General features: G+C 36.2%; 8 protein-coding genes and 1 pseudogene. 8 read left to right on the top strand and 1 reads right to left on the bottom strand.

Features of this window, described 5'->3' with window-relative positions; genetic code table 11:
* The first annotated feature begins 256 nt into the window (after window positions 1–256).
* The 3 genes from AC2CGR_RS12880 to AC2CGR_RS12870 all read left to right on the top strand — a co-directional run bounded on the left by AC2CGR_RS12880 (window position 257) and on the right by AC2CGR_RS12870 (window position 4,783).
* Window positions 257–1,963 carry a peptide ABC transporter substrate-binding protein gene (locus AC2CGR_RS12880; RefSeq protein WP_000728446.1) on the top strand — a complete coding sequence of 569 codons (1,707 nt, stop codon included), beginning with the start codon at window positions 257–259 and terminating at the stop codon, window positions 1,961–1,963.
* Window positions 1,964–2,243: 280 nt separating this feature from the next.
* Complete coding sequence (locus AC2CGR_RS12875) at window positions 2,244–3,950, top strand: peptide ABC transporter substrate-binding protein (RefSeq protein ID WP_087967307.1); 1,707 nt, start codon at window positions 2,244–2,246, stop codon at window positions 3,948–3,950.
* A 113-nt stretch (window positions 3,951–4,063) separates the two neighbouring features.
* Entirely contained in the window at window positions 4,064–4,783 is a 720-nt protein-coding gene (locus AC2CGR_RS12870) for a class I SAM-dependent methyltransferase (protein ID WP_087967309.1), read from the top strand.
* Between the two features lie 41 nt (window positions 4,784–4,824).
* Here the strand turns inward: AC2CGR_RS12870 and AC2CGR_RS12865 are convergent, their stop codons facing one another.
* Entirely contained in the window at window positions 4,825–5,220 is a 396-nt protein-coding gene (locus AC2CGR_RS12865) for a hypothetical protein (protein WP_087967311.1), read from the bottom strand.
* A gap of 134 nt (window positions 5,221–5,354) precedes the next feature.
* Here AC2CGR_RS12865 and AC2CGR_RS12860 point away from each other — a divergent pair, with 134 nt between their 5' ends.
* The 5 genes and pseudogenes from AC2CGR_RS12860 (at window position 5,355) to AC2CGR_RS12840 (ending at window position 13,828) form a co-directional block, all read left to right on the top strand.
* Window positions 5,355–5,690 carry a hypothetical protein gene (locus AC2CGR_RS12860; RefSeq protein WP_029439686.1) on the top strand — a complete coding sequence of 112 codons (336 nt, stop codon included), beginning with the start codon at window positions 5,355–5,357 and terminating at the stop codon, window positions 5,688–5,690.
* 222 nt (window positions 5,691–5,912) lie between these two features.
* A pseudogene (locus AC2CGR_RS12855) lies at window positions 5,913–6,056 on the top strand (VOC family protein); the annotation flags it as partial.
* 288 nt (window positions 6,057–6,344) lie between these two features.
* On the top strand, window positions 6,345–7,700 hold the full coding sequence (locus AC2CGR_RS12850; protein WP_131100516.1) for an RNA-guided endonuclease TnpB family protein: 1,356 nt from the start codon (window positions 6,345–6,347) through the stop codon (window positions 7,698–7,700).
* A 587-nt stretch (window positions 7,701–8,287) separates the two neighbouring features.
* On the top strand, window positions 8,288–10,387 hold the full coding sequence (locus AC2CGR_RS12845; protein WP_087967317.1) for a vWA domain-containing protein: 2,100 nt from the start codon (window positions 8,288–8,290) through the stop codon (window positions 10,385–10,387).
* A 78-nt stretch (window positions 10,388–10,465) separates the two neighbouring features.
* Window positions 10,466–13,828 carry a tubulin-like doman-containing protein gene (locus AC2CGR_RS12840; protein ID WP_087967318.1) on the top strand — a complete coding sequence of 1,121 codons (3,363 nt, stop codon included), beginning with the start codon at window positions 10,466–10,468 and terminating at the stop codon, window positions 13,826–13,828.
* Window positions 13,829–13,874: the final 46 nt, after the last annotated feature.

Below are 13,874 nucleotides of genomic sequence, written 5' to 3'. Positions count from 1 at the left end.
ACTTTTGGAATGCTCTTTTATTATGAGAATACATGTAAATAAATAGATAGATAGATGTAAGAAAGAACTTGTATCGTGATAATTGTAAAGAATACTCGTTACTATCACAAAAAAATAATTTTTAGAATATTTTAAAAATAACTTTACAAAATCCGAAAAGTTAGTAGAATATTAATTAATAAGAATTTTCTGATAACTAGTTATTAGAAAATCTATCAAAATTAGTTTCGTACATATAATTGGGGAGGGTACAAAAATGAAGAAAAAGATGAAAAAGTTCACGGCGGTTGTGGCGCCAGTTTTAGCGATGAGTATGGCGTTGACAGCTTGTTCTGGATCTGGTGGGGAGAAGAAATCAACTACGACGTCTAGCGGTGGTGGGGAAGAGAAAAAATCTGAAATTAAATACGCAGCGAAACAAGTGTTAAATCGTACAGAGAATCAAGAGATTCCGACGATGGATGTTTCGAAATCTACTGATACATTAGGTTCTCAAATTTTAGGGAACACAATGGAAGGTTTATATCGATTAGATAAAGATAATAAGCCGATCCCAGCTGCAGCAGAATCTAGTACGAAAAGCGAGGATGGCAAAAAATATACATTTAAACTACGTAAAGATGCAAAATGGTCAAACGGTGATCCTGTAACAGCGAAAGATTTCGTATACGCATGGCAACGCTTACTTGATAAAAATACAGCGGCAGAATATGCGTTTATCGCTTACTATATTAAAAACGCAGAGGCAATTAATAAAGGTGAAAAGCCACTAACAGATTTAGGGGCAAAAGCGGTAGATGATTATACGCTAGAAGTAGAATTAGAAAAACCAGTGCCATATTTCTTGAATTTAATGGCATTCCCATCGTACTATCCTTTAAATGAAAAGTTCGTAAAAGAAAAAGGAGATAAGTTCGGTTTAGAAGCAGATACAACGTTGTATAACGGACCGTTCGTTATGGCTTCATGGAAACATGAACAAGGATGGCAGCTAAAGAAAAATGATAAGTACTGGGATAATAAAACTGTGAAATTAGAAGAAATTAACTATAGTGTAGTAAAAGAAGTTGCGACGAAAGTAAACTTATATGATACAGGATCAATTGATTTCACACTATTATCAGGGGAATTCGTTGATAAATATAAATCGAATAAAGAAGAGTATGGTGAATATTCAGAAGCAAGTACATTCTTCTTACGTTTAAATCAAAAACGTAATGGACAAGATACACCGTTAAAGAGCAAAAAACTACGTGAAGCAATCGCATTATCAATTGATAAAAAAGGTTTAGCAAACGTTATTTTAAATAACGGTTCAAAAGCAACAGATCAATTAGTACCAAAAGGGCTTGCGACAGGACCAGACGGTAAAGATTACCAAGATACATTTAAAAATGGTCTGAAATATGATCCGAAAAAAGGTGCAGCAGCTTGGGAAGCAGCTAAAAAAGAACTTGGAAAAGATCAAGTGACAATTGAATTACTAAGCTATGATGATGGAACAGCGAAAAAAATTGCTGACTACTTTAAAGATCAAATTGAGAAAAACTTAAAGGGTGTAACGGTTAATACGAAAATTCAGCCGTTCAAACAAAAACTAAAATTAGAATCAGCACAAGATTATGAAATTTCATTTGCAGGTTGGAGCCCAGATTATTCGGATCCAATGACATTTATTGATATGTTTGAATCGAAGAGCCCATATAACCAAATGAGTTATTCGAATCCGAAATATGATGAAATGGTGAAAAAAGCAGGTAATGAGTTAATGTCTGATGCGAAGAAACGTTGGGAGACGTTAGGTAAAGCAGAAAAATTATTACTTGAAGAAGATGCAGGGATGGTACCTTTATATCAAACAGGTAGAGCATATGTAATGAAACCGAATATAAAAGGCATTGTGAAACATAACATTAGTCCAGAGTATAGCTTTAAGTGGGCTTATGTAACGGAAGGCAAATAATAAAAAAGAGCGTGTTAAAAGATAATTACCTTTAACACGCTCTTTTTCTATTAAATTAAATAGAGAAGAATAAGAAAAGTAGTACTGACATATAGTAGATGGGGGAGAATTCGTATAGTAGTAATAGTAAAATACTTAGTTACTATAAAAATAAAATAAGTGAAACTTCAAAAATGAGGATAATTAACAGGATGTTAATTAGTGAAACGATATTAATAACTAAGTTCATAGAAAATCTCTCAAAGTTAGTTTCTTACATATAATTGGGGAGGGTATAAGAATGAAGAAAAAGATGAAAAAATTCACGGCAGTTGTAGCACCAGTTTTGGCAATGAGTATGGCTTTAACAGCATGTTCTGGATCTTCTGGTGGGGAGAAGAAACCGACTACAACGTCTAATAATGGTGGGGAAGAGAAGAAAACTGATATTAAATATGCGGCCAAGCAAGTGCTAAATCGTACAGAAACGAATGAAATTCCGACAATGGATACTTCAAAAAGTACAGATACACTTGGTGCGCAAATTTTAGGAAACACAATGGAAGGTTTATATCGCCTTGATAAAGATAATAAGCCAATCCCAGCTGTAGCAGAATCTAGCACAAAAAGTGAGGATGGTAAAAAATATACATTTAAATTACGGAAAGATGCAAAGTGGTCAAACGGCGATGCTGTAACAGCGAAAGATTTCGTATTTGCATGGCAACGTCTAGTAGATCCAAAAACAGCTGCTGAATATGCATTTATCGCTTACTATCTTAAAAATGCAGAAGCGATTAATCAAGGGAAAGCAGAAGTTTCTACATTAGGTGTAAAAGCGGTAGATGAGTATACGCTTGAAGTGGAACTAGAAAGACCAGTACCATATTTCTTGAACTTAATGGCATTTGCGTCATACTATCCATTAAATGAAAAGTTCGTGAAAGAAAAAGGGAATAAATTTGGTTTAGAGTCTGATACAACACTTTATAATGGTCCATTTGTACTTACTGATTGGAAGCATGAGCAAGGCTGGAAATTAAAGAAAAATGAGCAGTATTGGGACAAAAAGACTGTAAAACTAGAAGAAATTAATTATAGTGTAGTAAAAGAACCAGCTACTAGAGTAAATTTATACGATACAGGTGCGATTGATTTCGCGCTTTTATCAGGTGAATTTGTTGATAAGTATAGAAATAATAAAGAAGAGTTTGGCGCATATTCGGAAACAAGTACGTTTTACTTACGTCTAAATCAAAAACGTGGCGGGCAAGATACACCGTTAAAGAGTAAAAAATTACGTGAAGCAATTGCATTATCAATTGATAAGAAAGCTTTAACGAATGTTATTTTAAATGATGGTTCAAAACCAGTGGATTATTTAGTAGCAAAAGGTTTGGCGAGTGGGCCAGACGGTAAAGATTTCGCAGAAACGTTCAAGAATGGTTTAAAACAAGATTCCAAAAAGGCAGCGGCAGCTTGGGAAGAAGCGAAAAAAGAACTTGGAAAAGATCAAGTAACGATTGAACTGTTAAATTATGATACTGGTAATGCGAAAAAAGTTGGGGAGTATGTAAAAGACCAAGTTGAAAAAAACCTAAAAGGCGTGACGGTAAATATTAAACTGCAACCATTTAAGCAAAAACTAAAATTAGAATCAGACCAAGATTATGATTTTTCATATGGTGGCTGGAATCCAGATTATGCGGATCCGATGACATATCTTGATATGTTTGAGACACAAAATTCGCAAAACCAGATGAGCTACTCAAATTCAAAATATGATGACATTATTAATAAAAGTAAGACAGAATGGATGGCTGACGCAAAAAAACGTTGGACAGAGTTAGGAAAGGCTGAAAAAATATTACTTGAAGATGATGTAGCTCTCGTACCTTTATATCAAAATGCTAGATCATATGTAATGAAACCAAATATAAAGGGAATCGTGAAACACAATATTAGTCCAGAATATAGTTTCAAATGGGCGTATGTAGAAGAGAAATAAAAAAGATAAGAGCATTTTTAAGTTGCGGTATAGCACTTGGAAATGCTTTTTTTCTGTGCACACTTTTTTTCTGGAGGAATATATGTATTATAGAAAATTTAAAGGAGAATCCCATGAAACGAAACACATACATCGATTTCTTAGCTTATTACGGAATAGGGAGTGCTCATCCTGGCGGTTTTACGTTAACAAAACAATTGTTAACACAATTGCCTTTTAGATATGGAGCTAACGTCCTTGAGATAGGCTGCGGTACGGGGAAAACAGCAGCGTATATGACAAAAGAATATGGTTATAAAGTAACGGCGGTTGAACAGAATGAGATTATGATTCAAAAGGCGAAAGATAGATGGTCGTTTGAAGGAATAGACATTCAATTAATTGAAGGAAAGGCAGAGCAATTACCTTGTTTGCATGAATCATTTGAATTCATACTCGGAGAATCAATACTTGCTTTTACAGAGAAAGAAAGGGTTATATCGGAGTGCTATCGTGTATTACAGAAGGACGGAAAGTTAGTTGTAATTGAAATGATTATTAATGCCCACATTGGGAGGAAAGAGGAAGAAAAAATCGCTCAATTATATGGCATGAAAGAACTATTAACTGAGAATGAGTGGATACAATTATTTCAGAAAGCAAACTTTAAGCGGGTTACAATTGCTGGCGGTGGCACAATTGCCGAAACGATTTCTGGCTATATAGAAGAGCCGGAATGGAATGTATCACAATTTATTCCCAATGAGTTATATGAGGCATGGGTACAGCATGAAAATGTACGACTTATGTACCAACACATTTTAGGTCATCGTATTTTTATATGTGAAAAATAAAGAAAAAGAGTTGGCTAAAGATAGTCAACTCTTTACTTATGTTAAATGAAAAATAATGCAGCTAATGTAATTCCGAAGATGAAACCAAATCCGAGTTCAACACCCCAGCCACAACCGCCGCCACCCCAGCCGCCGCAACCACAATTACTGCAACCACGACCACCACAACCGCAGCTACTGAATCCACCACCACATCCAAATCCACAACTGTCACACCTGCTAAGGCCGCCGCAAAGATCACAACCACCGTTCGCATATGCGTCGTAGTATCCGAATCCAGTATCAAAAGATGAGTGCTGTTGCACTGGCTCAATCCAAACAGAGTTTTTTGACACATCAATTATTTTGCCTAAATGAATGCGACCATCACGATCTTCAATGCGAACGACTTTACCGAAATAACGTCGGCACGTATCATAGCATTTTTGTCTATGCATATTCATTCCTCCTTCCCCATTACAGTAATACGATATGTAAAGGGGACAAGTGCGGCTTGTACGAATGCCCTAACTATCATAATTGTTATAGGAAAGGGGAAATATAGGAAGAGGATAGATAAGGAGGAAAAGGCATGAAATCTACAGATCAGTTTCAGACATACGAAGTACCGTGGGAAGAGTTTATTGAAGCATTGCGAGAGGAAATGAAGAAGCAAGTAGGGGCAGATATTATTGATACAGTAGTTTGCAATTTAGAAGATGGCTTTGAAATATATACATATGTGCAAGGGGACTTGGATTTTGAATATAAGGAAGCGCTAGAAAGGAAATACGGGAGCGATGCAAAAACTCCTAATGTGTTAACGATTATGTTATTAGCTAGCATTTATAGTACAAGTGAGGAGAATATACGCTTGCATGCGGATCATAAAGACAATCCGATTGTTGAAGTGTATGTAAAACAATGAAACACGCTGTGAAAGGCGTGTTTTTTAATTGTCCCGCATTAACGGGCAGTAAGACCCTCACCTCAAAATTCAGCGGAAGCAAAGAAGTTAGGTAGAGGATTAACTGCCCGTAAAAGCCCGATTGGTTCAACTAATAATCAGTGGGGATGAACAAAATCCTCACTGATTAAAGTTTCACTTTATATGATAAAATATTAGAAAATTAAAAAAGAAGGTGATGGGTTGGGAATTAAACATCTTAATTTAACAGTTGCAGATGTAGTAGCTGCAAGAGAGTTTTTAGAAAAGTATTTTGGTTTAACTTGTAGCGGAACAAGGGGAAATGGCTTTGCAGTTATGCGTGATAATGATGGGTTTATCCTTTCGGAAAGAAGACTCCATCTGATTTGTGTTACGGGTGAAACCCAACAATTCAGGTGGAGATGAATTGCCGTCAGCAGGTAGGCTGAACTCTTTTGTTTCGCTCATAATAATATTTGAGGACGAATGTTTGTTTCTTTTTTTCTTACGATATCATGTAGATAAAGAGGAAATAGATTGTAAGACAACGAAATTAGATAATGATTCTCATTCCGCTACTTGTTCCATTTCTTTCTAAATATTAATTTGTCAAAAATAATTTTAATACTCCTTCTAAGAAAGGTGGTGAAAACAATGGCTAGAAAGAAAGCAGTGAAAGTATTACGGAAACAAAAGAAAAGAGAAACGATGCAACGATTCACGCAGAAACAGAATATCGGACGAGCTTGTCTGACTGCAAAAGAATTTCGTTTACTTCAGCGTATGTCGCATAGTTCAAAAGCGTTGCGAAATGTTGGATTGTACACGATGAAACAAAGTTACTTGAATCATAACAGGATGGCTACTGTCAAAGAAGTGGACACTGCCATGCAAAATGATATGAACTACTCGGGCATTCAATCAAACTCTGTTCAAGCGATTCGTAGAGCCTTATTTACAGAAGGGAAGAGCTTTTTTAAGGCATTGGAACAGTGGAAGAAAAATCCCGAGAAGTTCACAGGTCGTCCGAAGTTTCCGAATTATTCTCGTTCCACTGACAAACGAATTATTGAAATCTATCAAGTGCCAAAAGTGGATGAGAACGGGTATTGGATGATTCCGATGAATGTTGCATTTAGAAAAAAATTCGGTTCTATTAAAATACGTATGCCAAAAAATTTAAGAAATAAAAACATCTCCTACATTGAGATTGTACCGAAGCAAAAAGGTCGGTTCTTTGAGGTGCATTATACATATGAAATGCACGTTTCTCAAATGAATAAACAACCCACGACTACGAGTAACGCTTTGAGTTGCGATTTAGGTGTAGACAGATTAATAAGTTGCGTAACCAATACAGGTGATGCCTTCTTAATTGATGGAAAAAAACTAAAATCCATAAACCAGTACTTCAACAAAATGATATGTAACCTCCAACAGAAAAATATGGACAATGGAATTGCAAAACGTATTGTAACGAATAAAATCGCTGCACTTTGGCATAAACGAGAAAGACAAATAAACGGTTACATTGCACAAACTGTGGGCCTATTGTTCAAAAAAGTGAAAGAATTCGATATAGATACGATTGTTATAGGGTATAACGCTGGTTGGAAACAAAAATCTCATATGGGGAAAAAGAATAATCAAAAGTTTGTTCAAATCCCATTTCAGAAATTGATTGCAGCGATTGAGAATAAATGTGTAAAAGAAGGCATTCGCTTTTTTAAACAAGAAGAAAGCTATACTTCAAAAGCTAGTTTTCTTGATAAAGATCCGGTTCCGGTTTGGTCTAAGGATGATAAGACGCAGTATCGCTTTAGTGGCAAACGAATTACGCGTGGTCTGTATCAAAGTAAAGCAGGAACATGTATCCATGCTGATATTAATGGTGCGCTGAATATATTGAAAAAATCAGGAGTTGTAGAATTGGATGACAATCTGAAAGTGAAAACGCCGATTCTATTAGAAGTGAAAAAACGTAAGGCTGTTACTTCGCGCATAGCTTAGTGGGTGCGTCAACCATCCATGTGTACGCGACTTGTCGGGGCTTGTAGCACACGCCGGAGTCATCTGAGTGGTGGCTTCTTCCACAAGGGAGAACTGCTCTTTTTCGAAAGGGTGGTGCAAGTGGGAAAACAATCGTTCTTTGTCAGTACCAACCAAAAACATACTTGGGGTGTTACCGTAGGGTAGCATGAATGCTAGAGCGTCAAACTGTCTAGCGATAGACGAAAAGACCTAGTGTTCGAACTCAAGCCCCTACTGAAAGGCTTTATCTCAGTGGGGGGAGTTGACGTGGAAGCACCTGGTGGATTTACAATTGAAGTGATGTGTTAAGTCAAAAATCAAACTTTTTGTTATGTGTTTTTAAAATAAAAAGTAGGAAAAGTCTGTTTTAAGTGTAGAGCTTAAACAGGCTTTTTTACTTATAGTATCGGATAGAAAACGCTAGAAGGAATCATATTCAGTTTTTATAACTGTTTACATAATAAAGTTATGCTGCGCTAGTTGTCCTAAAATACAAGTCATATATCTTGTATCCTCTCATAAATTTAAACATAGGAATTTGTCTACAAAGGTGGCGAAGCCTCATCATGAAAATTCGAATTTGTGCCACATTCATGTTGTTTCTATTTATATGGTTACATCCTTTTTGGACTTTTGCAAAAGGAGAGGAGGCAAAGGAAAGGGTCGTTTCACTTGTATATGATGATTCTGGCAGCATGAGAAATAACGATCGCTGGAAATATGCCAATTACGCTTTGCAAAGTTTAGTTGCGCTATTAGATGAAAAAGATACATTTTCTTACGTTCCAATGAGCAAGCCGAATGATCCATTAAACATTTCGTTAACGAAGGATAAGAGACAAACGGAAATTGAGGGAATTGGAGCATGGAAAACGTATTTAAATACTCCGTTTAGCGCAGTCGAAACGGCGATGCAATCTATAAAAAAGGAAGCAGATATAGATGGAAAACGTGAATTTTGGCTTATTGTCTTAACTGACGGGGCATTTAATGATTTAGAGAAAGATAAGGTTGGCGGAAAAGAACAAATTACACAGAAGTTAGCACAGTTTAAGAAGGATATGGATGCAAAAAAGATATCGCTACATCCAATTTTAATTACGATGGAAGAGGATTTAGGGCAACAAGAAAAAGCACAACTAAATACGTTTAAAGAAATATGGAAGAAAGAGCTCAACGGAGTTACGATGCCATCTAGTGGAGAGGATGGTATTGTAAAAAGCGTCAATCAAGTGGCGGCATTAGTCGCAAATCGTGATCCGTTCTCCTCTGTTGAATCAATTGTAAAAACGAAAGTAGTAGGAAAGAAAGTAGAGATTACAACACCATTTCCGTTAAAGCGTATGACGCTTGTACGACAATCGCCTTCTTTGTCTAATTATCAGGTCACACAAATTTCTAAACCATTACAATTACAATCTTCTTTTTCCATACATGCACCAGGCGAAGCAAAATTGTTCGGAAATATAGTTCATATAAGTACGGAAAATGAGGAAGTTATTAAACCAGGAACTTATACGATAGAAGTGGACCGAGATATTGAGAAAGAAGGGTTACAAGTACTAGTCGAACCGGCGCTTAATTATACTGTTTCCACTTATGACAAAGAGGATAAGGATAGAAAAAATGTTGAGGAAATGTATGAAGGTGTGACAGCTGTTATTGAAGCAACACCTACTGAATTGCCAGTTCAGTCTTCTTACTTTCAGGCAGAAGTAGAAATAGACGGGAAGCAATATGCGATGAAGTGGGACGATAAAAGACATGTATTTTATTACGAAACGAAGCTTACTAAAGGATTAGTACGCGGGAAAGTTCATATGAACATAAAGGGATTTTACAGACAGACGAAAGAATTTAAAATCGAAACAACGAAAAAGCCTAAATTATCACTTCAAACTGTCACGAAAGATTATGAAGAAAAAGTAACGAATTTAGAGAATAGTAAACCATTTATTATACAACCACAGTTAGATGATAAGCCGATGACAGAAGAGGCTGTAAAAAAACTATTAAAATCTACTGGTGTCACATCTAAACAATCAATCAACTATGAAATAAAACAACATGGTAATCAAATTCATATTTATCCTCGACCTCATTACTCCGACACGTTCAATTTTACAGATACAGGCACCGTAGAAGCTACCATCGTAGTGCAGGATTCAAAATTACAAGAAGTAAAGAAAGACATAACACTCCATATTCAAAATGCACCGTTTTATGAAAAATATGCGCTTGTTTTTAAGTTTGTTATTCCTATCACTGTATTACTGTTAATAGTAGGGATAATCGTTTTAGGATGGATTGTCCGTCCAAGATTTCACCGGAAAGCATTATTGTATTACGAATGGGATCAAGAAGTAGCGAAAGATTGGTTATATCAATCTGAGCCAGAATTACTTAAAAATAAATGGTGGAAACATTATTTTGGCATTCCGTTTAGAGCGGAAAGGAAGACAGTGCAATCCGTTACGTTTATAGCAAAGAAAGGATCAAAATCGATATTTGTAGCGAAAGAGTCACAAGTAGTAGGAATGATTATTGATGGGATGTTTATAACAGAGGATGAGGTTGGAATGGAACATAAGACGCTGTATCCAAATGAACTTTTAGTAATTGATAGAGGATACGGTAAAGAAATTTATAGGTACGAGTGTGAATAGTAGATAGGGTGAAGAGGGAGGTTTTTTGCTTTCTCTCCCTCCTTTTTTCAAACAAGCAAGAATAGGAAGGTGATTCACATGACGTTACAAGTTCCAACGATATTAATTGGCTTAGGTGGAATCGGTAGTACTGTGACACATCAAATATATGAAAGGCTGCCTGAGGAGCGCCGAAAAAAAGTAGCAATGCACGTATTTGATACAGATGTGAATACATTGAGTAAATTTGATCATATTCGAAAGTTTAAGACGCAAACGAGTTCGAGCAAAACGCCTAGGGAGTATATTGCAGGAGATCCAACGATTCCAGAGTGGTTTCCAATGGACCCGACTATACTTGATAAACCACTGACAGAAGGGGCAGGACAGTTACGCGTTATTTCTCGTTTAGCGTTACGTGCTGCGATGAAAGAAGATAAATTAACCTCCTTTTGGCAAGAAATTGAGAAGATTTTTCCGGTTACAAGCGATCAAACGGAATATGGAGTGCGTGTCATTATCGTAACATCACTAGCGGGCGGAACAGGTTCAGGGATGTTTCTACAAATTGCATTATATTTACGTGAAATGCTTCGAAAAAAACTGCAGCATCACAACATTTTAATACGTGGTGCGTTTCTAATGCCGGATGTGTTAGTGAAGACGAGAACGGTTAGTGCGAAAGAGTTTGAAACGGTGCAAGCAAATGGCTATGCCTCGTTAAAAGAATTACATGCCATTACGCTCGGTTCTACTGGAGAATTATCAAAACGCGGCGGGGTTACGATTGAATTAGAGTATCGACCGGATCAAGTAGATGAGGATGGGAGAACGAATCATACAATTAAACAACATCATTTACCGTACAATTATTGTTTCTTATACGATTACGAAAATTTACATGGACACCATCTGCACAATTTATCAGATTATATGGAGCAAATGGCAAATACGATTTATTTACAGTTATTTAGTCCGATGTCTGCAAATCACTTTGCACAGGAAGATAATCAAATTCAGCAATTGGCAGAATCAAGCGGAAAAGGGCGATATTGCGGGGCAGGAACAGCAAAGATTATTTATCCGTATGAGCACGTGTTAAAATATTGTGCTTTAAAATGGGCTGTGCAAGGTTTAGATGAATCGTGGCTTCATTTAGATCAACTGTTTCAAGAAAAGAAACAAAGATACGATCAAGATGTAAAACGTGGTATGCAGCGTGAAAAGCCAGAGCGTGGGAAGAGTTATTTAGAAGATTTAGAACATCTTGCTACTCGTCCAGAGCAGGCTCATATTTTCTATAGACAAATGTATAACGAAACGCGTGAAGGAGCAGAGGGTGGTAAGGTCGGTGTTGCGAAATCTAAACTGTTTTTAGAAGCTGTAGAAAGCTATGTACAGCGTACGGTGCAAAAAGACGAGGAATTAAATCGTCTGCAGCATGAGTGTAAAATTTCGGCTGCGAAACTGAAAATGATGGAACAAATGAAAGGTGAAGTAGCAAGGGTCGATCATGCGGTTCGTTTATATGCGTATGCGATTCCGAGCCGTGTACATGAACATGTAACGACACTTTTATATGACATGATTGAATCAGACCGTTTTTCACCAAGTGGTTCTGAAGGACAGTCATATCAACTAAATACATGGTTTTTAAAGAAAACGGACTCTGTTCATCCAGTAGCAGCTCGTTTTATGTTGTATGAAATTCGAAAGCAGTTAGTAGAGAAAATGAATCGTTTACATGAAAATAATGAACAAAAGCGTAATTTAATTCAAAACTACGATAAGAAATTTAATGTGAGTAACATTGATGGAACGGTAACAGCTGTACGCCGAGTAGAAATTGCGCAACAACAAGGTTGGTTTGGAAAAATGATTAATAACCAGCAGCGTTTATTTAAAAAGGAATTTGAAGATATTGTAACGCAGTACGTACACAAATTAAACGAATACCGTAAAGAAATGCTATTAGAACTCGTGTATCAATCGCTATATCAAGCAGTTAATAAAATGATTCAATATTGGGAAAGATTTTTTGATAATCTACATGAAACACGTGAAAATTTATTATTCGAAATTCAAAAACGAAGCAAGGAATTTGAAGGGAAAACAAACCCAACGAATGTATACGTATTAGCTGAAGAGAAGTTACAAGAAAAGATATGGCAAGATATGCAACAACATTTAAATTTAGGTGTATTACCGAAAGATATATGTGCGGAAATTTATATGAGCTTATACGGGGAATATTGCCGGGATGCGAAAACAGAAGAGATTCAATCGAAAAAGGTAGAAGACTTTTATCGTGAGCACATACTAAGCTATTGTTACGATGAATTACAAATACGCTATCGCGATAAATTAGAGCTGAACATCGTTGAAGCATTAAGAAAAGAAGCGGATTATAAGAAGCGTGATCGTGATGAATATGTTCGTGAAAAAATTGAAGACTTGTTCCATTTAGCAAGTCCATTTGTGCCGAAAGTTTCTCATCATAGGGAATTACAATATTGGGGTATACATCCATCTTTAAAGAAAGAACTGCAAGAGGAATTAATTCAAGAAATGTTTAAAGAAAAAGATACAGTACATGAAGCTTTTTCACCATTTGAGGTCATTTGTTATCGTGCGCATTACGGTTTGTCATTGCAAGACTTTCCTAAGCTTTCGTCTGGACATATTGCAAATGGATTTATGAATGATAAAGGTGATTATTTTCAGTCGTACTATCGCCGAGTAAATAAGTTGAATAGTAAAAAATCTAGTTTAACGCCGCATTTAGATAAGTATTGGCACTTACCGGCATTCATGCCAGACTTAAATGCAACGCAAACGAAGTTAGATTATGATAAATGTAATCGAGCTCTTCTATACGCGTATATGTATCGCTGGATAAGTTTAGTTGCTGTTGATGGCCAGTTCGTGTATCAATATAACGGCGTTGGACGTAGCTTCTTAATTCAGTCGATGGGGAAAAATATTTCAAGCGAAAGTTATAAATTACACAGAGCATTGCTTCATAACCCATTTATTTATGAAAACATCTTGTCCAGATTTGAAGAAGAACAAGAAAAGGCGATGATACAAGGTGGACATTTATATACACATCCATTTGTATTAGGTGCTCAAGATATTAGATGGCTACGTAAAGAGCATGTCCATAATATTTTAGATATGATTTTAATGTATGACCGTGAAGCGAAATATGATCCAACGTTAGAGGAAACTTCTGATGAATTATTAAGGCTATTCCTTGATGAAATTGAGTTATATTTCCAAAACTATTACGGTACAGGTGCGGATATGGTTGCGAAGAAAGAGAAAGAAATGTTTATTAAACAATTGTGGGATCGTTCGTACGCGAAAGGATACGTAGATCCAAATAGTGCGCCTTATAAAAAATGGCAAAATTTATTAAGCGTTCATGATGAAGAAGAAACGCCAAAAACGAATGTATAATGAATGAAAAGGGAATCCTTAAAAGTGGCAATACAACTTTAGAAAA

This window comes from Bacillus sp. LSHTCR4, from assembly GCF_057197025.1.
Note: the sequence above shows the minus strand (reverse complement) of the source record. Positions and strands in the feature narration are given on the sequence as shown.

Excerpts from the sequence above, each read along its gene's own strand:
- AC2CGR_RS12880 (WP_000728446.1), top strand. The coding sequence starts at position 257 with ATGAAGAAAAAGATGAAAAAGTTCACGGCGGTTGTGGCGCCAGTTTTA.
- AC2CGR_RS12875 (WP_087967307.1), top strand. The coding sequence starts at position 2,244 with ATGAAGAAAAAGATGAAAAAATTCACGGCAGTTGTAGCACCAGTTTTG.
- AC2CGR_RS12870 (WP_087967309.1), top strand. The coding sequence starts at position 4,064 with ATGAAACGAAACACATACATCGATTTCTTAGCTTATTACGGAATAGGG.
- AC2CGR_RS12865 (WP_087967311.1), bottom strand. The coding sequence starts at position 5,220 with ATGCATAGACAAAAATGCTATGATACGTGCCGACGTTATTTCGGTAAA.
- AC2CGR_RS12860 (WP_029439686.1), top strand. The coding sequence starts at position 5,355 with ATGAAATCTACAGATCAGTTTCAGACATACGAAGTACCGTGGGAAGAG.
- AC2CGR_RS12850 (WP_131100516.1), top strand. The coding sequence starts at position 6,345 with ATGGCTAGAAAGAAAGCAGTGAAAGTATTACGGAAACAAAAGAAAAGA.
- AC2CGR_RS12845 (WP_087967317.1), top strand. The coding sequence starts at position 8,288 with ATGAAAATTCGAATTTGTGCCACATTCATGTTGTTTCTATTTATATGG.
- AC2CGR_RS12840 (WP_087967318.1), top strand. The coding sequence starts at position 10,466 with ATGACGTTACAAGTTCCAACGATATTAATTGGCTTAGGTGGAATCGGT.